The 23560-nt window shown below is 31.7% G+C and carries 26 protein-coding genes; 4 read left to right on the forward strand and 22 right to left on the reverse strand.

The annotated features are described in order from the left end of the window. Positions 1-42 precede the first annotated feature (42 nt). The 9 genes from LQ675_RS11625 to LQ675_RS11665 form a co-directional block, all read right to left on the reverse strand. Positions 43-1233 (reverse strand): amidohydrolase, encoded by a 1191-nt coding sequence (locus tag LQ675_RS11625; protein WP_048540614.1) that lies wholly within the window; start codon positions 1231-1233, stop codon positions 43-45. 50 nt (positions 1234-1283) lie between these two features. Then, a complete protein-coding gene (locus LQ675_RS11630; protein WP_025905081.1) occupies positions 1284-1487 on the reverse strand; it encodes a hypothetical protein in 204 nt (67 codons plus the stop codon). A gap of 61 nt (positions 1488-1548) precedes the next feature. Further along, positions 1549-2277 carry an ABC transporter permease subunit gene (locus tag LQ675_RS11635; protein WP_048540612.1) on the reverse strand — a complete coding sequence of 243 codons (729 nt, stop codon included), beginning with the start codon at positions 2275-2277 and terminating at the stop codon, positions 1549-1551. Beyond that, positions 2274-3146, reverse strand: a complete 873-nt coding sequence (pmtC, locus tag LQ675_RS11640) for a phenol-soluble modulin export ABC transporter ATP-binding protein PmtC (RefSeq protein WP_075578471.1) — start codon at positions 3144-3146, stop codon at positions 2274-2276. The genes LQ675_RS11635 and pmtC overlap by 4 nt, the downstream gene beginning before the upstream one ends. Positions 3147-3163: 17 nt before the next feature. Next, a complete protein-coding gene (pmtB, locus tag LQ675_RS11645; RefSeq protein WP_048540610.1) occupies positions 3164-3829 on the reverse strand; it encodes a phenol-soluble modulin export ABC transporter permease subunit PmtB in 666 nt (221 codons plus the stop codon). Next, the gene (locus LQ675_RS11650; protein WP_088592240.1) at positions 3826-4482 is read right to left on the reverse strand and encodes an ABC-2 transporter permease; all 657 of its coding nucleotides are present in this window, start codon (positions 4480-4482) and stop codon (positions 3826-3828) included. The genes pmtB and LQ675_RS11650 overlap by 4 nt, the downstream gene beginning before the upstream one ends. Further along, positions 4483-5358, reverse strand: coding sequence for a phenol-soluble modulin export ABC transporter ATP-binding protein PmtA (gene pmtA / locus LQ675_RS11655; protein ID WP_075578473.1), 876 nt, complete (start codon positions 5356-5358; stop codon positions 4483-4485). 1 nt (position 5359) lies between these two features. Next, complete coding sequence (gene pmtR / locus LQ675_RS11660; RefSeq protein ID WP_048540607.1) at positions 5360-5737, reverse strand: PSM export ABC transporter transcriptional regulator PmtR; 378 nt, start codon at positions 5735-5737, stop codon at positions 5360-5362. Positions 5738-5893: 156 nt separating this feature from the next. Beyond that, a complete protein-coding gene (locus LQ675_RS11665; protein WP_107601904.1) occupies positions 5894-7177 on the reverse strand; it encodes an aminotransferase class I/II-fold pyridoxal phosphate-dependent enzyme in 1284 nt (427 codons plus the stop codon). Positions 7178-7341: 164 nt separating this feature from the next. On the opposite strand from LQ675_RS11665, the gene LQ675_RS11670 reads away from it, so the two are divergent. Then, complete coding sequence (locus tag LQ675_RS11670; protein ID WP_048540605.1) at positions 7342-7518, forward strand: hypothetical protein; 177 nt, start codon at positions 7342-7344, stop codon at positions 7516-7518. A gap of 51 nt (positions 7519-7569) precedes the next feature. On the opposite strand, the gene LQ675_RS11675 is transcribed toward LQ675_RS11670, so the two are convergent. After that, a complete protein-coding gene (locus LQ675_RS11675) occupies positions 7570-8382 on the reverse strand; it encodes a MetQ/NlpA family ABC transporter substrate-binding protein (protein WP_107601905.1) in 813 nt (270 codons plus the stop codon). 115 nt (positions 8383-8497) lie between these two features. On the opposite strand from LQ675_RS11675, the gene LQ675_RS11680 reads away from it, so the two are divergent. Continuing rightward, complete coding sequence (locus LQ675_RS11680) at positions 8498-9016, forward strand: methylated-DNA--[protein]-cysteine S-methyltransferase (protein WP_048540603.1); 519 nt, start codon at positions 8498-8500, stop codon at positions 9014-9016. Between the two features lie 31 nt (positions 9017-9047). Here the strand turns inward: LQ675_RS11680 and LQ675_RS11685 are convergent, their stop codons facing one another. The 3 genes from LQ675_RS11685 to groES all read right to left on the reverse strand — a co-directional run bounded on the left by LQ675_RS11685 (position 9048) and on the right by groES (position 11694). Further along, on the reverse strand, positions 9048-9611 hold the full coding sequence (locus tag LQ675_RS11685) for a GNAT family N-acetyltransferase (protein WP_107601906.1): 564 nt from the start codon (positions 9609-9611) through the stop codon (positions 9048-9050). Positions 9612-9740: 129 nt separating this feature from the next. Beyond that, on the reverse strand, positions 9741-11366 hold the full coding sequence (gene groL, locus LQ675_RS11690) for a chaperonin GroEL (RefSeq protein WP_037589599.1): 1626 nt from the start codon (positions 11364-11366) through the stop codon (positions 9741-9743). A 43-nt stretch (positions 11367-11409) separates the two neighbouring features. Then, complete coding sequence (gene groES / locus LQ675_RS11695; RefSeq protein ID WP_025905068.1) at positions 11410-11694, reverse strand: co-chaperone GroES; 285 nt, start codon at positions 11692-11694, stop codon at positions 11410-11412. 173 nt (positions 11695-11867) lie between these two features. Between groES and mroQ the strand changes: the two genes are divergently transcribed. Next, positions 11868-12638, forward strand: a complete 771-nt coding sequence (gene mroQ, locus LQ675_RS11700) for an intramembrane glutamic endopeptidase MroQ (RefSeq protein WP_048540600.1) — start codon at positions 11868-11870, stop codon at positions 12636-12638. 161 nt (positions 12639-12799) lie between these two features. Here the strand turns inward: mroQ and LQ675_RS11705 are convergent, their stop codons facing one another. Beyond that, positions 12800-14227 (reverse strand): phosphate--AMP phosphotransferase, encoded by a 1428-nt coding sequence (locus LQ675_RS11705; protein WP_107601908.1) that lies wholly within the window; start codon positions 14225-14227, stop codon positions 12800-12802. A 113-nt stretch (positions 14228-14340) separates the two neighbouring features. On the opposite strand from LQ675_RS11705, the gene LQ675_RS11710 reads away from it, so the two are divergent. Continuing rightward, positions 14341-16041 (forward strand): M3 family oligoendopeptidase, encoded by a 1701-nt coding sequence (locus LQ675_RS11710; RefSeq protein ID WP_239728128.1) that lies wholly within the window; start codon positions 14341-14343, stop codon positions 16039-16041. A gap of 356 nt (positions 16042-16397) precedes the next feature. On the opposite strand, the gene LQ675_RS15005 is transcribed toward LQ675_RS11710, so the two are convergent. The 8 genes from LQ675_RS15005 to LQ675_RS11750 all read right to left on the reverse strand — a co-directional run bounded on the left by LQ675_RS15005 (position 16398) and on the right by LQ675_RS11750 (position 23509). Then, positions 16398-17534: an SdrH family protein gene (locus LQ675_RS15005; protein WP_107602155.1), complete on the reverse strand. Its 1137-nt coding sequence runs from the start codon at positions 17532-17534 to the stop codon at positions 16398-16400. Between the two features lie 189 nt (positions 17535-17723). Then, positions 17724-19205: a glycoside hydrolase family 32 protein gene (locus LQ675_RS11720; RefSeq protein ID WP_107610888.1), complete on the reverse strand. Its 1482-nt coding sequence runs from the start codon at positions 19203-19205 to the stop codon at positions 17724-17726. Between the two features lie 65 nt (positions 19206-19270). Continuing rightward, a complete protein-coding gene (locus tag LQ675_RS11725; RefSeq protein ID WP_048540596.1) occupies positions 19271-20224 on the reverse strand; it encodes a LacI family DNA-binding transcriptional regulator in 954 nt (317 codons plus the stop codon). A 126-nt stretch (positions 20225-20350) separates the two neighbouring features. Next, positions 20351-20575 (reverse strand): sulfurtransferase TusA family protein, encoded by a 225-nt coding sequence (locus LQ675_RS11730; RefSeq protein ID WP_025905061.1) that lies wholly within the window; start codon positions 20573-20575, stop codon positions 20351-20353. An 18-nt stretch (positions 20576-20593) separates the two neighbouring features. Beyond that, on the reverse strand, positions 20594-21661 hold the full coding sequence (locus LQ675_RS11735) for a YeeE/YedE family protein (RefSeq protein ID WP_058592485.1): 1068 nt from the start codon (positions 21659-21661) through the stop codon (positions 20594-20596). A 125-nt stretch (positions 21662-21786) separates the two neighbouring features. Continuing rightward, positions 21787-22566, reverse strand: coding sequence for a twin-arginine translocase subunit TatC (tatC, locus tag LQ675_RS11740; protein WP_058592484.1), 780 nt, complete (start codon positions 22564-22566; stop codon positions 21787-21789). A 74-nt stretch (positions 22567-22640) separates the two neighbouring features. Next, a complete protein-coding gene (locus LQ675_RS11745) occupies positions 22641-22865 on the reverse strand; it encodes a twin-arginine translocase TatA/TatE family subunit (protein ID WP_048540593.1) in 225 nt (74 codons plus the stop codon). A gap of 11 nt (positions 22866-22876) precedes the next feature. After that, on the reverse strand, positions 22877-23509 hold the full coding sequence (locus LQ675_RS11750) for a redox-sensing transcriptional repressor Rex (protein WP_025905057.1): 633 nt from the start codon (positions 23507-23509) through the stop codon (positions 22877-22879). Between the last annotated feature and the right edge of the window lie 51 nt (positions 23510-23560).

Raw genomic sequence — 23560 nt, forward strand, 5'->3', positions numbered from 1 at the left:
AGTTCAGGATTTTTTTAATCCCAAACTCTTATAAATATAACGCTATTCAATTGATAATCGGTTTAGTACAACTTCCCCTAATGCTTTACTCGCCGTTAATAAAGCATCTTCATTTACGACAAATTTCGGACTATGGTTAAAGTGCGCTTTATCAATTCCATATGGTTTACATCCGACAAAGAAAAATGTACCTGGTATTTTTTCAAGATATATCGCAAAGTCTTCAGAACTCGTTAATTGTTCATGTTCTTTTAAAGATTCAAAATAATCACCTTGACTCGTTGCCAAAATATCTATCAAATAATCTGTTTGTTTATAGTGATTGACTAGTGGAATACAATCTAATTCATATTTAAACTCACATTGAATATTAAATGTATCTTCTAATCCTTTAATTAACTGTTCGATTTCATCATGGATTTGATGACCTATACGGCTTTCCATATATCTTACATCACCAGCTAATTCCACACTATCTTGTATAACATTTAATGATCCTAAACCATTAAATGAACTAATCGTAACAACGCCCATATCAAATGGATTCAGCCTTCTCGATACAACGGTTTGAACATTCGTTACGAAAGTACTTGCTGCCATTATGGCATCGTTCGCAAGGTGCGGACTTGATCCATGACCACCTTTCCCTTTAACTTTAAGATGAAATAATGATCTACCACCCATTGTGGGACCTTTTCTATATGAAATAACGTCGGGTGTATAATCAGGGAATAAATGAATACCATAGATTTCATCCACACCATTTAAATATCCTGACTGCATCATGTCAATTGCGCCACCTGGTGCTAACTCTTCGGCATGTTGATGGATAATCATAATCTTACCTGGTAAATGCGCTTTAAGTTCGATCAAACATTCCGCAAGTATTAACAAATATGCAGTATGTGCATCATGCCCACATGCATGCATCCACCCTTTATTTTTAGAACTAAATGGTAATCCTGTATCTTCAGTAATATTTAAAGCATCAAAGTCTGCTCGTAATGCAATTGTTTTTCCCGGTAAACTGCCTTCAATCTCTACAATCAGTCCGTAATTACCACCAATGCGTTTATGTATAACGACATCTTTATTTTCATAAAATGCTTCTATATATTGTGAAGTCTTCACTTCAATAAATGACGGTTCAGGATATTGATGTAAATATTGATAATGCTTAATCATATCTTGTTCTTTTTGTTCAAGCTTTTTGAATAGTAAACTACGTAACATAGATTCACCCCCTCAATTTCATAAAAAGTAACTACTACGAAATGTAGTAGCTACTTTTTTTCATTTTTATCTTTTAATTTATCTGGATGTTCATCAACTTTATCTTCTTTTTCAAATTTCGCTAATACAGCTGTTAAGAAAAATCCTAGTCCAGCTCCAATCATTAATGAGCTAGGTGTACCATGGAAAAAGAAACTTGCGACAATACATATTATACCAATAATGATATAATGTTTAATAAATTTTTTACCCAAAAATATCCCTCATTCTTATGTCTAATAAGTTAAATTTAACATAGAAATGAGGGATAAACCATTAAATATTCTTATTTCTTATCATGTAATGATTGATACCCGTAAATACAGCAATACATGCTACAGATATCCATATTTGTGATACTTTCATTGTTAGTGAACCTTGATTCAATATTTTAGGTAAAAAGTCTAAAGGATTGTATTTCATCATTTTTGATAAATCTTCTCCTATTTCAGGAATAAATATAAATGCATCAAAGATATTAGGTAAAAATAATATTAATATGATAGCAGTAGTATAAACAACTGCTGATTTACCAGTAAGTAAATTAAGGATATTTAATAATGTTCCGTAAAATAGCATGATAAGTAGAAATTCACCAAGCATTTTGAAATAGTCAGAGACACTTAATTCGCCTGCATCTATAATAGTTGATGCTAATAATGTAAATAGCGTACCTAAAATCGTAAATATAATAACAATGCCAATGATAGATAGTAACTTGCCATATAAATACTTCACTCTATTTGTTTTAGAATTTAAGAACAACTGAATCGTGCCATACTGCATATCACGTACTATCGTTCTAATAGAGAACATTAATAATACAAGTCCTCCAAATACGAAGAACATAGCCAATACAACTTGTGCATCAAATGGTCCATCTAATGTTTTAACAGAAATCATGATGGCTATTCCTGGAAACAATGAAATGAGAAATCCTAAATAGCCTAATGGGCTTTTAAATATTCTCGTTAAATCATATTTTACATGTTGGGCGATATTCATGATACTTCAACTCCTTTGTTAATATTAAAATATTGATCTCTTAAAGTCGTTTTATTATTTTGAATAAACTTAGGATAAATATTTTGAGCGCTTAATACTTTTAACACTTCTTGATAATCTTGTAGTGCTTCAACTGAAATAATCGATTCTTGTTTATTACTTGTTACCACTTTGTAATTCATCGTAAGAAGATTAAGCGCCTCATTATAGTTTGAATGGTCAAAAATAAATTTGGTAACGTCTTTTGATTGAGCTTTCATATCGTAATCTTCAACGATCGCCCCATCTTTCATAAATACTGTTCTATCGCATATTAATTCAATATCTTCTAACTTATGACTTGAAATAAGTACTTTAATATTCAAATCTTTACTTACTTTTTGTAAAGTTTTTAAGACGTCAATCGAACCGTCTGGATCCATCCCGTTTGTCGGTTCATCTAAAATCAAATATTGTGGTTTATTCATAAGTGCCACTGCAATAGATAACTTCTGCTTCATACCCATTGAATATTTTTTTACTTTTTTGTCGATATAAGGCTTAATGCCAAATGACTCGATTAACGTATTGATATAATCATCATCTACATTTGTCCCTAATACATTTCTAAAGAAGTTTAAATTATAATAACCCGTTTTATTTAAATATAATTTTGGATTTTCTATTAAATAACCCACTTTGTCACTATTTTCTTTGTTGAAAGTTCCTTCATACTTCATAATATTCTGGTTCATAATTTTCATTAATGTTGTTTTACCTACACCATTTTTACCTATTAGTCCGACAATTTGGCTTTCCCCAAAATCAAAGTCAATATTTTTGAGGATATGTTGCTTACCGTAATACTTTTGTATATTTTTTAATTTCACGATTATTCACCTCTCCTTTAAATTGTAATTGCATGCTTTCGCGCTTTAATGATTGAAATGGTATAACTCACGATAAATAGAATGATAGAGCATCCTAAAAAGATAGACATATCATGTGTCTTAAATATGTGCGATTGTATGGAAAAGAATTTAAGCACATAATCTATAAACTGTATTGAGTTTGGTACAATTGCACCGACTATAATCATCCAAAATATAATAGGAATATTGATCAATCTTTTATACTCAGCAAATGGCAAGATTAAGCTGATTGTTAACAAATTCCCTGCAATACTTAAACACATTCCTGAAATGTCGTATGAAACCTCCATGCCTTTTTCTTGTATTAAAAATGCTACAATTGTACATAAACCAAGTAGTAATTGTGTGAATAAAATAAATAATAATCCTGTTAAATAATGAGCATTAACGACTGTTGATTGCTTAACAGGTAAACTTAAAAATGTATATTCAGAATGATTTTTATTGATTCTATTAAATAGAAAATACATTGGCACTAAGAACACAATATGGATCATAACGACGAGTATGCCTAAAATAGCTATTTTAATAAAACCATCAATTGGTAATACGACTATTAATGGTAATAACAATGCTGTAGCCAACATTAAATATAGGTATGATTTTGATAAAACTAAGTTTCTATATAATATTGCCTTCATTTTATACCTCCATAAACCGTAATTTGATCTTGATTCGCTCGTTTGATAGCTCTACTAAACTGAATCAACCATATGATTGCAACGATTAATAATATGATTGCTGGTGTATAGTATAAAAATATTTTCCAACCTAATAAATCAGCAAATTGGCGAGATCGATTCGAATATATACCAAAGTAAAACATTGTGAATATGCCATACATAGCAACTAATATCCAAGCCCCTAATTGATTAATATTTAAATGAGCAAATGTTGGATAAACGATGCTTAAAGTAAATAAATTCGTTGCTACAATAAATAACCCAGCTTGTAAAAATATTGTGTCTTGTTTTACGAATGCTATGACCATAATCATGATAAATGAAATACCTGTTACTAATAAATTATATAAATAATGCCCTTTTACAATATCAATTTTAGAAATTGGTAAACTCATATAAAAGATTTGACTACTTTGTTTATTTAAAAATATCGCATGATTAATACTGTGAACTGAAACGACTGCGACAAAATATACCGCTAATACATTCATGAGTTCTATATTTTGAAAAGACACAGTAAACTTCGTTATAAATACTAATCCGAAGCAGATTAAATAAAGTAAGTAATACCCCTTCTCATATTGAAAGTTCCGGTAGAAAACAGCTTTCATTTATACCACTTCCTTATCGAATTGATCTTTCTCAATTCTTACCATAATATCCTCTATTGATGGTGTTTCAACGACTACTTCATTTCCAAATAACTCAACAAATACTGAGCTTTGTCTTGTTAATCCTGAGAAACCTGTATTCGTTTCTTTCACACTGATTAATAGCGATCTTAATTCATCATCAAGTATGGATTGGTCTCCTTTAATGATTCGATAACCATCTGTTAAATCTTCTACACTTTCATTAATAACAATTGATCCATTTTTCAAATAAACGATATAATCAGCAATTTTCTCTAAATCTGAAATAATATGTGTAGAGAAGAAGATAGTTTTTTCTTCATCAATTAACTCTCTTTGTAGAATTTCAAGCACTTCATTACGTACTACTGGATCAAGTCCTGCAGTTGGTTCATCTAGAATGTAAAGTTCAGCATGGTGACTTAATGCGATTGCTAATGACAATTTCATTTTCATACCTGTTGAAAATTGCTTAATTTTTTGTTTATAAGGTAATTTAAATTCTTTAATATAACCTTCAAATACATCGTGGTCCCATTGTTTATAATATTTACTGACAACTTTCTCGATTGTTTTAATATTCCAGTTTTCATACATATATAATTCAGAATAGACAAAGCCGATTTTATTTTTAATTTCAACTGGATTCTCACTTAAATATTCTCCAAGTATCTTTAAATCTCCACTTTGTTCTTTAAGAAGGCCCATAATTATACGAATAATAGTAGTTTTACCAGCACCATTCGCACCAATAAATCCCGTTACATAACCTTTACGTACTTCAAAATTAACATCTGATAATTTAAGATTTTTATGACTAAAATTTAGATTTTTAACGTCTATCGCATTGTCCATTTTATTCACCTTCCTCATAAATCAAATTAACGATTTCATTGAGTTCTTTAACATCCATTCCGATTAACTTTGCTTGTTTAGTTAAATCTCTTGCTAAATCCTCTATGACAATAAACTGTTTTTCTTTCATGATTGAGGGGTCTTGTGATTTTACAAAAGTGCCCTTCCCTCTTATGGTCGTGACAAATTGCTCTTGTTCTAAATCAACATAAGCACGTTTAGTTGTTATTAAACTGACACCTAAATCACTTGCTAACTCTCTCATAGAAGGTAATGAAGCACCCTGTTCTACTTTACCTTGTAATATTTGTGCTTTGATTTGTTCTTTAATCTGTTCATAAATTGGTTGATTACTATTATTTTGAAGTAGAATCTTCATGTTTAACCTCCCTCTCTCTAACTGTGTATAAACAGTATATACATTATATACATGTTTGTCAAACATATTCAACAAAAAGCTTATAAATTAGCGTTTTTAGACATAAAAAAACAGAGTGTGTATATACGACATATATACACACTCTGTTTAATTTTATTATTTTAAGTCATTGATTGCTTTAGCAATAGATTCAAATACATGTTCTATATCAGATTTTTCAATACAGCTAAACGCAATACGGATATCTGTTTTATTTAAAGCAATAATACCGATACTATACTTCTCAATTAAATGTAATCTCAATTGCTCAGGGTCTACATCTAACACTTTAAGTGCCATAAAGTAACCTGAATTAAATGCATACGGCGTCCATAATGATTTAAATTCATCACGATAAGCGACTTCTTTCGTTACTTCATATCTTTCTTTTAAAATATTCACGTTATGATCAACTTGATCTTGGAAAGAAGGATCTTCCATTGCATGAATAATTGCAGTTTGGCTTGGTAAAGAACAACTTGATAAGTTACTTCTAATTAATCCTTTTAATTTAGCAACTAATACATCTTTAACAACATCATTTTGACTACCAAATGTTAAGAAACCAACACGGAAGCCCCATGAGAAGTATTCTTTAGTAGCCCCATCAATTTTAACCGGCATAATATTTTCATGATTTAGCGCAGTTATTGCTGTAAAGACAGATTGTTTATAAACATCTTCAAAGAATAATCCATAATAAGCATCATCAACTAAAGTAATTACTTGCGTACCTTTATCAGCTAATTGTTTAATAGCTTCAACCATTTCTTTTACTTCTTCAACTACTGGTGTATAGCCAGTTGGATTATTTGGGAAGTTTAAAACGAGAATAACTTTTTCTTTATTATATTGTTCTAAAGCATGTTTGAAATATTCTAAAGTGTAACTGCCATCTTCTTCAAATGCTTTATAAGTTTCAATGTTCGCACTATGTCTTACACCAAAAGCTAATTTATAGTTCCCCCAGTTATGTTCAGGTAATAAAATTGTATCTTGTGCATCTACAAATAAGTCTCCAGCTAAAGATAATCCGTGTGTTAATGCATTTGTTACGACTGGTTTAGAAATATCATCAGCACTTAAATCAGGATTGTCTTTTAAAATTTTATGTTGCCATAATGTACGTAAACGTTCATCACCTTGTGGCGGTGCATATGGGAATATATCACTTGGATCTTGGGTACCAAATTGGTTATATAAAGCATCTGTGTACATAATACCTTCATCAGTAGTTGCCATACCGATTGTTGCATTATACTTTGTACCTTTTGCTTCTCCAGATTGTGATAAAATACCCTTTGGATAATAAATAGATTTACCTAAATCGGAAAGCATATCTAATACAACAGGATATTCTTTTTTCAGTTGTTCATTTAATTCTAATGCTAGTGGGTTCATAGAAAGTCATCCTCTTTCATTGTTATGATACTTCTATACTAGACGAGAATAATGAAAATTAAAAGTGTGTTCACTAAATTTCATCATTTAATTTTAGAAAATCATCCCTTTTTGGATAACAAAGAAATAATTGATATAATAAATAAAGTAAAGGAGCAAAATATATGTCTACAATTACAAAAGTTCTCGTTGGTTTAGCTATAATCTGCTTAATTATTGGAATAGGCATTCAAATAAGCGGCAACTCAGGCATTCAATTTACATTCGCATCAATATTATTTTTAGTAGCTGCATTTATAAGTAGAAATGGCGACCGAAAAAAGGCTAATAAAAAGAAGTAAAAAAATATAGAGACTGGAACATAAGGTAATGTCCCAGTCTCTATATTTATATTATGATTGCTTTGGTATTTTCCAATAATCATCTTTATTTTCTTTATCTAATACTTTCTTAAATCCTTTTGATTGATATGCCTCTTTTATATCTTTAACCCATTTAGCATCTTTATTTTTACTATCTACAACAACTTGTAAATATAAATCTTCTACTAAATCTTCTTTTAGAAGTCCTTTAGCTGGATCAACTTTCGAAGCGTAAACAATTGAACCTGGTATAACTGCATAATCAACTTCGTCTAAAATTCTAGGAATATTTGCAGAATCCATCGTTTTGATGTTAAGATTCATTGGATTATCAGAAATATTTTTCTTCGTGATTTTAATATCATTTTTATCTGCATTTAATTTAATCCAACCTGCTTTTTCTAATAAACGATAAGCTCTAGCTGCATTTGATGGATCTTGTGGTATAGCTATTGTATCTCCATCTTTAATGCCTTTAAGATCTTTATTTTTATTAGAGAAAATTTGTGCAGGCACTGTTGGTATTTTAGTAATATTCGTTAAATCAGCATCTCTTTCTTTATTAAACGTATCCATATACGCTTTATGTTGATCAACGTTAACATCCACACTACCTTCTTGCAAAGCAACATCAGCTTGTAGTAATTCAGTGAAGTCTTTATCTTTAACAGTATAACCTTTCTTCTCTAATTCAGGTTTAATACCTTTCAAAAATAACTCACTATAAGGTCCTGGTGATGTAGCAATAGTAATTTCCTTCTTTTCTTTGTCATCATTATTTCCACAAGCTGCTACCACAACTGATAAAATAAGTGTCAAAGCTAAAAATATGTATCTTTTCATAAAAACGCCTCCCTTAATTCCGACTAAACTCATCTGTTTAATTATTATATTATCATTTAGTAATCTAAAGTCAATCAAATTTTTATATGTTAAACTCTCATTAGGAGTGATGATTATGGCTTTATACCAAAAGTTAATTCAAACGAGTGCTGGTGAAATGTTAGCAATTGCTAATAATGAGTACTTATTAATGTTACATTTTACGAATAAACCTTCGTTAGAAGAAGAGTTACAAATTGTGCGTAAACAACTTAATTCAGAAATTAATGATGAAAGTAATCATATTTTAGATAAGCTTGAAGAGGAATTGAATCTTTATTTTGAAGGTAATCTTTCTAATTTTACAACACCTATACATTTTAATTTTGGTACACCTTTTCAACAAAAAGTGTGGCGTGCTTTATGTGATATTCCGTTTGGCGAGACGATATCTTATAAGCAGTTAGCTGAAAATATTGGTAAACCTACTGCTTTTCGTGCTGTCGCTAATGCAAATGGTAAGAATTTTATTACGATTCTTGTACCTTGTCATCGTGTGATAGCTGCTGATGGTTCAATTGGTGGATATTCCAGTGGCATAGAACGAAAAGAAATCTTGCTTGATATTGAGAAAAATAAAAGTAACATCGGCTAATATTTTCAACCGATGTTACTTTTTTAGTTTACTATAAATGTTTAATCATATATTTGTAGTCATGTCCACTTAGTTTTCGATCATATGATGGCTTGAAACCAAGTTTCTCATATAATTTCATTGCACCTTCATTATCAAATTCACAATTTAATGATACTTGCTTAAATCCTCTTTCTTTAGCTCGTTCAAAAGCATCTACTATAAGTTTAGAAGCAATACCTCTACCTCTATATTCTGAAAAGACCGCAACTGAATCAATATATAAATCACCATTATCCGCTTCTTGTTCAGGTAACGGCGTTCCTTCTAATTTAAAAGAATCTTTAAATGCAATATTGTACCAATTTTCTTCAAGTTGTTTTTCGTCAGTACCACTATAGCAATTAAGAAAACCTGCTACTTCACCATCGACTTCATATACCTGACTATGTTTATAATGGTTTCTATATTCACTCTCAACACTCGCTTGTTCAAGTAATCTTAAAACAGTTTCCTGATCATTTTGAACAACTAAAGGTAGTTCCATATCATGCCAAATCATAAACATTAACTCACTTAATTTTTTCGCATCTTCTTTAACAGCAGATCTAATCATATTTTCTACTCCTTTAATACAAATTAGATTTATTTTAACATAAAAATCCCCTTTCCATATGGTTTAATACCATTTAGAAAGGGGATTAGACATATCTCTTAATTTGTAATGTCGGTTATATTTACCGAATTACATCATACCTGGCATTCCGCCCATGCCGCCCATATCTGGTGCTGCTGGTTCTTCTTCTGGAATGTCTGCTACTACTGCTTCAGTAGTTAAGAACATTGCTGCTACAGATGCTGCATTTTGTAATGCTGAACGTGTAACTTTTGTTGGATCGACAATACCTGCGTCTAACATATTTACCCATTCATCTGTTGCTGCATTGTAACCAATACCTTCATCAGCATTTTTAAGTTTTTCAACTATAATTGATCCTTCTAAGCCAGCATTTTCAACGATTTGACGTAATGGTGCTTCAAGAGCTTTCAACACAATGTTCACACCAGTTTGTACATCGCCTTTTGCTTCAACTTCAGCTACTTTATTATAAATAGATACTAATGCTGTACCACCACCTGCTACTATACCTTCTTCAACTGCAGCACGTGTAGAGTTTAAAGCATCTTCAATTCTTAATTTACGTTCTTTTAATTCTGTTTCAGTTGCAGCACCTACTTTAATAACTGCAACGCCACCTGCTAATTTAGCTAAGCGTTCTTGTAATTTCGTACGATCAAAGTCTGAAGTTGTTTCTTCAATTTGAGCTTTAATTTGACCAACACGAGCGTCGATGTTTACTGAGTCACCTTGACCTTCAACAATTGTAGTGTCGTCCTTAGTAACTTGAACTTTACCTGCTTCACCAAGCATATCTAGAGTTGTTTCTTTTAAGTCTAAACCTAAGTCATCAGTAATCACTTGGCCACCAGTTAAAATTGCTAAGTCATCTAACATTGCTTTACGACGGTCACCAAATCCAGGCGCTTTAACTGCTACTGCTGTAAATGTACCACGTAATCTGTTTAATACTAAGTTTGTTAATGCATCTCCATCAACATCGTCAGCAACAATTAAAATTGGTCTATTTGTTTGTAAGATTTTTTCTAAGATAGGTAAAATATCTTGGAATGAAGAAATCTTTTTATCTGTAATTAAGATGTAAGGATTTTCTAATTCAGCAGTCATCTTGTCTGAATCTGTCACCATATATGGTGAAGTATATCCTCTATCAAATTGCATACCTTCAACAACTTCTAATTCAGTGCTGAATCCTTTAGATTCTTCAATTGTAATAACACCGTCATTACCTACTTTTTCCATTGCTTCTGAAATAAATTTACCAATTTCTTCATCCGCAGCAGAAATAGAACCAACTTGTGCAATTTCTTCTTTTTTCTCAACTGGTTGAGAGATATTGTGTAATTCTTCTAAAGCTACTTTAACTGCTTTATCAATACCTTCACGAATACCAACTGGATTTGCACCACTTGTTACGTTTTTTAAACCTTCTTGAATCATCGCTTGAGCTAAGACAGTTGCTGTAGTTGTACCGTCACCTGCAACATCATTTGTTTGGTTTGCAACTTCTGCAACTAATTTAGCACCCATATTCTCATATGGATCTTGTAATTCAATTTCTTTAGCGATTGTAACACCATCATTTGTGATTAATGGTGAAGTGAATTTTTTATCTAAAACGACGTTACGTCCTTTAGGTCCTAAAGTTACTTTAACTGCATTTGCTAATTTATCAACACCAGCAAGCATAGAACGTCTAGCGTCTTCTGAAAATTTTAGTTCTTTAGCCATTTATAAAAACCTCCATAAAATATCTTCAAAAATATTATCTAAATTATTCAATAACTGCTAAAATGTCATCTTCTGAAAGGATAATATATGTTTCTTTATCTCGTTTAACTTCTGTTCCTGCGTATTGTTGATATACAACTTGATCACCTACAGCAACATCTACAGTAAGTCTTGTACCATCTTCTAGACGCTTACCTGGTCCAACAGCAACAACTTTTCCTTCGTTGGACGATTCTTTAGCTGAATCTGTCAATACAATTCCGCTAGCTGTAGTTTGTTCTGTTTCTGTTTTCTCAATAATAATTCTATCTCCCAATGGTTTTAACATTTATAAAATCCTCCTTGGCGCTAATAATGTTAGCACTCTTTATACTTAAGTGCTAACTACATTTTTATAATAATCAAATTTGGTCAAAATTACAAGCAATATAACTTAAATTTTTCTCTTTTTCTGCTAAATAAGGTACAATGTTTACATGTTTATTTTTGGAGGAATTGAAAATGCAATTTAATCGATTAACTGTTAATATTGCTACCCTATTACTATTTGGTGTTGTACAAACAATCGCAATTATTCCAAATAGTTTATACGCTGATTCAGGATTATCTAAAGTCACAAGATTAGAAATCAGCTTAACTTGGATGGCAACAACAGCTATCATTACTGTTTTATTATTATGGTATATGAACTCAAATATTAAAAATCCAACTCGATTAGAACAACAAAAGAAAGAACCATGGGTATACGTGATTTTCTGGTGTGTTGCAGGTATTATAATGGCCATGCTTGGACAAATCATCGCCGCTTTGATTAATACATATATATTTAATCAACCAGTAGAAAGTGGCAATACTCAAAATCTCATGAAGATTGCACAACAATCACATATATTAATCATTTATATCGTATTAGCAGGTCCAATATTAGAAGAATTAATATTCCGTAAATTAATTTTCGGAGAGATATACAATATGATCAAAGCACCTAAGTGGTTAAGCTTTATCGTAGCAGTATTAGTCAGTTCTTTTATCTTTTCATTAGCACATTCAGATCCAGAACATACATTAATATATGTTGTAATGGGAACTGTATTTAGTGGACTTTATGTACTAACGAAACGTATCATCGTACCAATGATTGCGCATATGGGAATGAACGGTATAGTTGTTTTGGGACAAATTGTATTTAAAGATCAAGTAAACGAACAATTAGAGAAACAATCTCAAATTTCACAACTGATTTATCATACAATCTTGAGCATGTATAGCTAAACGAAAATAAAATAAGCATATCACCGAACTGAAGAACTCAGTCTTAAGTGATATGCTTATTTTTTGTGTTTAGAGGGCGGCTAACTTCCATTATTCTGAATTCTGGTAATTAGAGGGACACTTCTTAGAGACATTTCTCACAATTATGTCCCTAACATATTCTAATATTGTTTAACGCCCCATAATACTTCTTCACATTTTTTAATAATGTATTTAATAACTTCGATTCTAGCTGATTTTTTGTTGTCAGCTGGTACGACAAGCCATGGTGCATGATCTGTGTTTGTGAATTTAATCATATCGTGACTTGCTTCGATATATTGATCCCATTTTTCTCTATTTCGCCAATCTTCGTCTGTAATTTTCCATTGTTTTTCTGGTGTATCTTCTCTTTCTTTAAATCTTCTTAATTGTTCATCTTTATCTAAAGTTAAGAAGAATTTCAAGATAATTGCACCTTCGTCTGTCCACATTTTCTCAAATTGATTGATTTCTTCATAGGCACGTTTCCATTCTTTCTTAGTAGCAAATCCTTCTACTCTTTCGACTAATACTCTTCCGTACCAACTTCTATCGAATATTTCAATATGGCCGCTTCTAGGCATATCTTTAGCAAATCTCCATAAGTAATGATGATTCAACTCAACATCTGTTGGGGCACTTATTGCATTTACTTCATAACCGGTTGGATCTAATTTTTCTCTAACTCTTTTAATATTGCCACCTTTACCGGCTGCATCCATGCCTTCGTATACTAATATTAACGGAATTTTTCTTTCGTATAATGCAAATTGCAATTCTTTTAGTCTATCTTGTAAGTCGCCTATAAGAGCTTTATATGTCTTTTTACTTACTTTATCTATTGATTGATCGAATAGGTCTGTTTTAAACTCTTCTGTAAAATCGCCATCAATTACTTTGTCTTTCTTTTTATGTAGTTTAATCGCTTTGTTCAAACGATTGATAATGTGCTGATACATTAAATTGATAGCTTCTTCTCTCTCCGTATAATCAATGATTTCCCATTCATCAGGCGATGCTTTAAGTATTTTATGCATTTCTTTATGATATACGTCATCATTAATGGCACTTTCATATTCTTGTGCTTTCCAACTTGTTAATGGATTTTCTTTCATTTCTTTTAAATGTTCTTTTCTCTTCTTATCACTAATCTCAATATAAAACTTAATAATTTCATAGCCATCATCATGGACCATCGATTCAAAGTCTTGGATTTGTCTTCGTAATGCATGATATTTGTTGTATATAGAATGTTTTATTTTGTTTGCTTGATATTCTATATAATATGCATACCAACTTCTAAAATAAATATTGATATCACCTTTTGAAGGTAAACTGTTCCAATACTTCTGTAAAAATTGATATCTTAGATCGTCCTCTGAAGGTGATTTCATCGGTACAAAGTGTGTGTATTTAGCATCAAGTGTTAAAAGAAGTTCATTTGATAGTCTCGTCTTACCTGATGCGGGAACACCTTCAAATACAATCATGATAGGAATTCCAAGTTCTTTTGTCTTCCTTGTTAATGCTGCTACTTCTAAAGATAATTGTTCATTATTTTTAGCCATTTATATACACCTCTTTTCATCTCATATTATATGCTTTTACCTTTATTTTCGCAATTTTCAATAAAATTACAACAAAGAAATGTTATAATATATTTATTAAGGGAGGTTTTAACATGACGTTAACTTTTAAAGATTATCAATATGAACAAATCAATATTGAAGAAAAAGAAAAACAAACCAAATCATTATTAAATGAATTCGATAATGCAGAAACGGTCGATCAAGCAATTGAGGCGATTAATGAAATTAATAAGATTAGAAACCATACTGATACGCATTATAACCTAGCTTACATAAGAGCATCTATCGATACAAATGATGAATATTATAATAAAGAAAGAGATTTCTTTGATGAAACAATGCCTAAAATACAACATTTAGACCATTTATTCTATCAATCTTTATTAAAATCTAAATTTAAAAATGATTTAATTGCACATTTTGGACAACAACTTTTTTCTTTAGCAGAAGTTGCTCTCAATACATATAATCCTTCTATTAATGACTTACTTGTTAAAGAAAATAAATTAGTAAGCGAATATGATAAATTAATTGCTTCAGCAGATATTGAATATAACGGTGAACATTTGAACTTATCACAATTCAGTAAGTACTTAATCAACGAAGATAGAGCAATTAGAAAAGATGCTTTTACAGCTAGAGAACAGTTTTTTGCAGAGCATCTAGAGGATTTAGATCGTATCTATGATGATCTCGTAAAAACTAGACATGAAATAGCTTTAAAATTAGGATATGAGAACTTTGTTCAACTCGGCTATGATAGAATGCAAAGAATTGGGTACGATGCAAATGATGTTAAAATTTTTAGAGAGCAAGTTAAAGAACATGTCGTACCTATTACTGAAGACATCAAATCACAGCATGCAAAACGTATTGGCGTGGACAATTTAAAAGCTTACGATAATAATTTTACTTTTAAAACTGGTTCGCCAAAACCACAAATATCAACAGAGGAAATCGTGAAAAATGCTAAAAAAATGTACCATGAACGTTCTGAAGAAACTGGTCATTTTATAGATTTTATGATTGATAAACAATTATTTGATTTAGAAGCTAAAAAAGGAAAAGAAAGTGGTGGTTATTGCACAATCATTAATGATTTCAAATCACCATTCATCTTTGCCAACTTTAATGGCACGCAAGGCGATATTGAAGTTATGACACATGAAGCCGGACATGCTTTTCAAGTATTTGAAAGCTTGAAGTATTCTGTGCCAGAATATTACTTCCCTACTTCAGAAGCATGTGAAATTCATTCAATGAGCATGGAATATTTAACTTATCCATGGATGTCATTATTTTTCAAACAAGATACGGATAAATTTAAACTCTCTCACTTAGAAGACAATATTAAATTCTTACCATATGGTGTAGCAGTGGATGAATTCCAACACTTTGTTTATGAGAATCCAGACATTTCTTCAGAAGAACGCAGAAAAGCTTGGTCAGATTTAGAAAATAAATACTTCCCAAGCGTAGACTATGACAATATTCAACATCTTGAAAATGGTGCATTTTGGCATAGACAAGGTCATATATTTGCATCACCATTTTATTATATTGATTATACATTAGCGACAATTTGTGCAATGCAATTTTTCATTAAACAAGAAGCTGATCCAGAACAAGCATGGTCTGATTATTTAAAAATATGTCAAATTGGCGGTTCACAATCATTTATTGATATTATGGCATCTGTTCAGTTACAATCTCCTTTTGAAGAAGATACTGTAAAATCCATTATAGAAACATTATACAAAGCAACTCAGAATATTGATCAAAGTGAATTTTAATAAAAAGTGAGAGCGGGGCAGAAATCCCGCCCCGATAAGGATGACTAGATACTACAAGAGACTGAGACATTACATTATGTCCCAGTCTTTTTTATATGGAAGAATCAAGGTAAGAGTGAGGTTCTATGTTGCTAGATTGGAGCGTCTTGCAATATACGAAGCTTGTATTTATCTTGTTTGGGCAGTCTTGATAAATACAGAGCCTCTATTTATCTTGTTTCACCTGTCTTGATAAATACAAGGTCCTCAACATTGCTTGTCACGCCCCACTTGCAATGTTCAGCCTCCTATTTCTAAAAATATGAAAAGGAGTCTAGAACATTTCTGTCCCAGACTCACTTTTACTTGATTTATATTTATGACTTTGAAAATCTTCGCATTATGAATAATATGATGAATCCTAATACAAGTACGATTGCGATTGAAATACCAATGATAAGCGGTTTAGAAACATCTTTATGCTCAGAAGCTGTTTCAAAACTTTCTGTCGTTGTTTTTGTTGTTTCTGTTTTTGTATCATCATCATCTACAGATGTTGTTTCTGTCGTTTTATTAGTCTTTTTAAATTTTGGTTGTGCTAAATCAGGTCTACTACCAACTTTACTTGTTACAAGCTCTAACACATCTTCATCCAATTTACTATAATACGCTTCTGAATGGCCAGGTATAAATTTAGGCGCTTTTTCATCAGTGTATTGCGGATTGTTGTAATAGCCATCCCCTACTTCATTTGTGTTAGGATATGCTGGCATTGTTGGTTTATATTGATTTACATTTTGATCATTATTTCTATTTGTATTTGGTTCATTAGTTTTAGGTTCTTCAGAAGATGGTTTCCCACTATTGGATTGATTCGGTGATGGTACTTGATCTTGATGATTGCTATCATTGCTTGAAGGTTCTTCAGTGCTCGGCTCTTCTGTTGTTGGTTCTTCTGTTGTTGGTTCCTCTGTTGTTGGTTCTTCAGTGCTCGGCTCTTCTGTTGTTGGTTCCTCTGTTGTTGGTTCCTCTGTTGTTGGTTCTTCAGTGCTCGGCTCTTCTGTTGTTGGTTCTTCTGTTGTAGGCTCCTCTGTACTTGGCTTTTCATCAGTCTTAGGTTCTTCTGTACTTGGTTTCTGATCTGATTTCGGCTCAGTACTGGGCTCTTCCGTTGTTGGTTCTTCTGTACTAGGCTTTTCATCTGATTTTTGTTCAGACTTTTTATCTCTAATTGGTTCTTCTGATGACTGTTCCTCTGTACTTGAATTTTCTTCTGACTTCGGTTCAGTACTTCTTTCCTCTGTTTTACTATTTTGTTCACTATTAGAATCAGTTTCTTTGGATTGCTGTGCTTCTATATTTTGATTCGATTGTTCTTGAGTTGTGTTCGGAGAAGTATCTTTTGTACTAGATTCATTGCTTTCTATCGCATCTGTATTATTCCCGTGTGCTACTCCAAATGCCATAGAAGATAATAGTAATGTTGAAATCATAGCATTTTTAAATATCTTCATAAAAATTCTTCCCCTCCTCTACATTAATTAATAGTTAAAGTATAAAGGAATGTTTCTTTGTTTTCTATGCTTGAACGCCATATGTTACACAGAATTAATATTTTGTAATAACTTATTCATATTTCTTACAATTTACTGATATTAAAATAAACGCTTGTTGTATCAGAACAACAAGCGTTTTTGATTCGTTTAATTATTTAGTTGTAAGTCATATTTCGTAAACTTCAAGTAAACTTGGCCAGACTCTGTAGAAGTTCTGAAATTAACAGCATCTTCATCAGGGAATATTCTCGTTGTGAATACTTTTTCACCATCGTTAACAAAAATTTCTAGACTAGATGTATCACTATAAATTCTCAGGTCTTTTAAATCATTATCTAAAGTTGTTGTCCGAGTTGTCTTCTCAACCGCTTCACTTACAATACCACTTTCAAATCGATCTAAAGTTAGTTGTTTAGAACGTGTATTATAAATAATTTGCGTTGAACATTTCTTAGATACTCTTAAATCAAAGTATATTTCGCTAGCTTCATTCTCCAGAATCTCAATCATTAATTCAAACTGTTTACCCTCATATGGGTGAAGTTTAACTGAATGCTTATTAGCATAACCTTCAGCAGTTTCTTTATTTGTTCTTAATTTTTCAAGTGCTTTTATAGGTCTTTGTTTCAGTTTATCATCTTCAATTGTTAATACTCTTGGAATAGTTAAACAATGTGCCCAACCTTCTTCATCTGTAGCATAATCTATTTCAGGAAGTCCCATCCAACCAATTAATATTCTGTCACCATGTTCATCTAAGAACGTTTGAGGTGCGTAAAAGTCAAATCCTTGGTCTAATTCAACAAATTCTTGGTGGTCAAACTTCAACGTATCTAAATCAAAATCACCAATTAAATAACCAGATTGATAGATGTTCTCGAATTGGTTATTTTTCGCTTCAATACCTTGAGGCGAAAAGATAAATACATCTTTATCATTTAACTTAAATAAATCTGGGCATTCCCACATATAACCAAAATCTTGTAATTGCGTTTCAATTTCGCCTTTAAAGTTCCAATCTTGAATATTTTCAGATTCATATATAACAGCTGTACCTGTTTCATTCTCTCTTTGAATGCCAAATATTGCATAGTATTTTCCATTCTCAAACCATACTTTAGGGTCTCTAAAATGTTCAGTATATCCTTCTGGCTTGTTTGGAATAGCTGGTTGATCAAACTTTTTAAAAGTGCCATCTTCTAATTGTTCAGCAATCATTTGGACAGATTTACGATCCCAATTTTCATTACGCACATTTCCCGTATACATTAAATATAACTTTCCATCATAATCAAATGCACTACCCGAATATACACCATGACTATCATATTCTGTATCAGGCGCCAACGCGATTCCCTCATCTTTAAATTCTAGTAAATCTTTACTTGTATAATGATACCAATACTTCAAACCATGAACGGCACCAAGCGGAAACCATTGATGAAATATATGATAAACGCCATTATGATAAACCAAACCATTTGGATCATTTAACAACCCTGTTTTTGGTTGAATATGAAAAGTTTGACGCCATTTTGACGCATTTACTTTATCTATTAATTCATTGTATGCTTCATCAGATATGTCTGATAATTTTTTATATCTTTCTTCTCGTGTCCAATTTACCATTATCATTCTCCTTACATCCGATTTAGACCGGTTCCATAATATATATTTTAGCATACTTGAAAGGCTTATTTTTTTAACCATTCAAATTGTGTTCCGATAATATTTAATTTTTCTACCGTTTCTTGATTAATACTTTTATTTAATACATGAACAGCTGTCTCACCAGCTAAATAATAGTTAAACTTTACAGTACCAATATGAGGTGCCACAATTTCTGTCATCTTATTTCCGCCAAATCCAACAATCGTTGGCATATCAACTTCTCTTTTTAAAAGTGTATGGTATATACCTAAAGCTATATTATCAGTAGCTGCGACAATAACTTCGTCTTCTCTCAACTTAATATCATTACCTAATATCTGAGCATCTTTTATACTGAAACTACTTTCAATAAATGTTGGGTTGATGCCTTGATCCTTTAGTGGAATAAACAAACCTTCTTTTCTCGTCTTACCAACTGCAATATCATGTTCAGAAACACCGATATATGTAATATTGTGCTTTTGATGTTTCAATAACCATTCTGCTACTTGATTACCTGCTTGGAAATCATCATGAACTATCGATAAAAGTGATCCATGCGATTGACCAACAATAACAATCGGGCATTCAACTGACTCAATTGCTTTCATATGTTCTTCAGAAATGTTAGTTGCCATCAAAATAATGCCATCCACTTTTCTCTTAGCTAACATATAAATAGAATCGATTTCTCTATCTTTTGATAAATCTGTATTCACAATCATTGTTTGAACATTTTGTTTAAGTAAAGTTGTTTCAATTCCTTTTAACGTTTCAGTCGTTGCATAGGAATCTAACCTTGGTACAATAGCACCGATCAGCCCCGTTCTCTTAGCCTTTAAACTTTGAGCAAATTGATTCGGTTTATATCCTGTTTCTTCTACTACTCTATGTATTTTTTCTTTTGTACTTTTACTAATGGAGCCACCATTTAAATATCTAGAAACTGTACTTTTAGAAACACCCGCCATATTAGCAATATCTTTAATCGTCTTCATGTATACACCTCTCAGTCATTTATTCTATCATAAAACCGTTTCCAATTCTTTATAAATAAAATACAGTTTTAAACAAAAAAACCTAGAAACAAAGATACTTGCCTTTGTTTCTAGGTTAAATGTAATTTATTGTTTTTCAACCGTTATCGTCCATGAAGCATCTCCAAGTTGTTCATAATTCGTAACTGGATAACCATTCTCTGCTGCCCAATTTGGGAGTGCTTCTGTCGCTTGCGTACAATCAAAATCAATTTTCAATTGTTCGCCAACTTGTAATTCATCCATTTTATTTTGTGCTTCTATTAATGGGAATGGACATACCATTCCTACTGTACCTAATTCATGTACCATATATATTGACTCCTTTTATTAAATACTTTGTGTACTTACTTGTGTCTTAGTTTGTCTTGCTTTTCTAGGTTTAACAAAGATGAAATAACTCATAAACCATGCACCAACGATCATTGATGGTAATGCAACCCAACCTTGCCAACTCATTGCTGCAGTTGAAACTAAACCATTACCGATTGAACATCCGCCTGCTAATGATGCACCAACACCCATACAAGCACCACCGATAACACTGTTTCTTATTGTTTTAGTATCTGGCATTCTCCATTTGAATTCTCTTGAACCTTTTGCAGCAATATATGAACCGATAAATATACCAAGTACTAAAAATACGCCCCAGTTTATTAATGAAGCATCACCTGTAACTAAGTATTGCACGATATTTGCTGAAGGTGTTGTAATACCAAGGCCAGCAATTCTTCCTGTTGAAGCACTCATTGGCCAAGCAATTAATGCTATTATTCCTACTGCTATTGCAGCTGCAAATGGGTGATATCTTTTTTCAAATAAGATATGACGAATGCCTGTATATTTTTGTTTTAATTGAGGAATTGCTACTTTTGGTTTTTTTAGTGTTTTTGTCACAAAATAAACTGTAACAATAACTAAAATAGCAATCAATACCCATACAGGTACATTAAGTGTTTCTGCCATATTAGAGTTAACGACACTATATGAATTAATTTTTTCTTGAACAGGATTTAATGGTCCAGATTTCATAATTGCTGCAGTTACACCGTATAATACTAAGGCTATCCAGCTTCCAATTAAGCCTTCGCCTGCTCTGTACCATGTACCAGTCGCACATCCACCAGCTAGGATAATTCCGATACCAAATACAAATGATCCAAATATCGTACCTACTAATGGAAATGTTGCTGCTTCTAACTTAAATACGCCTAATCCTACTAGTGTAAATAATCCAATGCTTTGAATAGAGATCGCGATTAATAAAGCATAAAACATTTTATTATTTTTCTGTACATACATATCTCTAAACCCGCCTGTTAAACAAAAACGTGTTCTTTGCATAACAAAGCCAAGTAATATTCCGACTATAAGGCCACTTATAATCATCCAAACCATATAAACAACTCCTTATTCCTATTACAATGATAGGAATAATAATATATCATATACAACACATATTCAAGTTAACATTTGATTACAAATATCAGACAATTCAATAAAAAAACAGCTATAGCATTAAGCTACAGCTGCTCTTTATCCTCTTGATCCATCCCCAGTTCTTCTTCCATTAATTTTTGCTCTGCTTTTAAATATTTTTTATAGCCTATTTTTGAAATAATAATGCTGATTTCATAAAGTAAAATCATTGGTAATGTAAACAACATATGTGTCATAAAGTCAGGTGGTGCGATTAACGCAGCCACAACAAGTAAAATAAAATACGCATATTTTCTATTTTTCTTTAAAAACATCGGTGTAACGATACCTAATCGCGTTAAAAATAGTAATAAAATTGGTAATTGAAAGACAAAACCGAATGGTATTGTAAATTTAAACATTTCACTAAAGTATTCTTTAATCCCGATTGTTTGCTTGATCCCCATATCATCAGCTAATCCCATTGTGAACGAAATTAAATACGGAAAAATCACAAAGTATGAGAATAATAAACCACCTACAAATAAAATCAAACTAAATGGTATATAACTTAATGTCACTTTTTGTTCTTTCGGATGTAAACCTGGAGATATAAATGCCCATAATTCGTATAAAATTACAGGCGATACTATGATAAATGCAATCACAATTATCATTGTTATGTATATCGTTAATGGATCCGTTATTCTAAATGCATTGAGTTCTAATGTTTGTGTAAAATCATCATTTGTTATATAAAAAATAACTGGTTTAGCTACGAAAAAGCCAACGATGAGACCACCAACAAGGAAATATGCAATGATCATAATACGTCCACGAAGTTCTTCTAAGTGTTCGACAAATGTTAAATTGTCTTTATCCACCGTCTTACCTCCAATCTAAAAAAGATGTGGCAGGAAACCCGCCACATTCATGGGAACATCTGTTAAATAAAATTCTATTTAACTTCTTTATCTTTGCTATCTTCTGGAGTGCTTTTCTTCTCATCAAAGTTTGTCATGCCATCAGTCGCATCTTTAAATTCTTTTAAAGTTGAACCCATTGCTCTACCGAATTGTGGTAATTTCTTTGGTCCAAATATAATTAATGCAACTACCCCTATAAATAATAAACTGACTGGTCCTGAAATACCAAGTGTGTTAATAAACATTAAAGCTTCCATTTGATACCCTCCTATTGATTCTTCATAAAGAAGATTAAAGATTGTAATTCAATTCCTAAATCTATATGATGAACCTGCACTTTCTCAGGTACATTAATTCTTTGAGGTGTAAAATTCAAAATACCAGTAATACCCGAAGATGTTATACGATCCGCAACTTTTTGAGCTGCTTGTTGTGGTACTGTTAATATTACAACTTGTATACCTACTTCTTCAACTACCTTTTCAAAATCATCCATACTATCCACAGTTAATTTACCAACCATACTTCCAATGATATCTTCTGATTGATCAAAAGCAGCTACTATTTGCATTCTATCATTTACAGTAAAGTTATAATTCACAAGTGCAGTACCTAAATTACCAACACCAACGATTGCGACTTTAGTCATATCATCTTGTTCAAGCGTTGTTCTAAAAAATTTAAGTAAATAACTAATATTGTAACCATAACCTTTTTTACCTAATTCACCAAAATACGAAAAATCTCGACGAATGGTAGCTGAATCAATTTTAAGTCCTTCACTTAATTCTTTCGATGAAACACGATCTACGCCAGAATTATGCAATGTGCTAACAAATCTATAATAAAGAGGCAAACGTTTCAAAGTTGCTTTAGGGATCTTCACATCATTCTTTGCCAAAATCCTCACCTTTTCCAATATAAAATAATGTGATTGCGTTCACATCTAATG

The sequence above is a fragment of the Mammaliicoccus sp. D-M19 genome (assembly GCF_022386695.1).
Lineage (GTDB): Bacteria > Bacillota > Bacilli > Staphylococcales > Staphylococcaceae > Mammaliicoccus > Mammaliicoccus sciuri.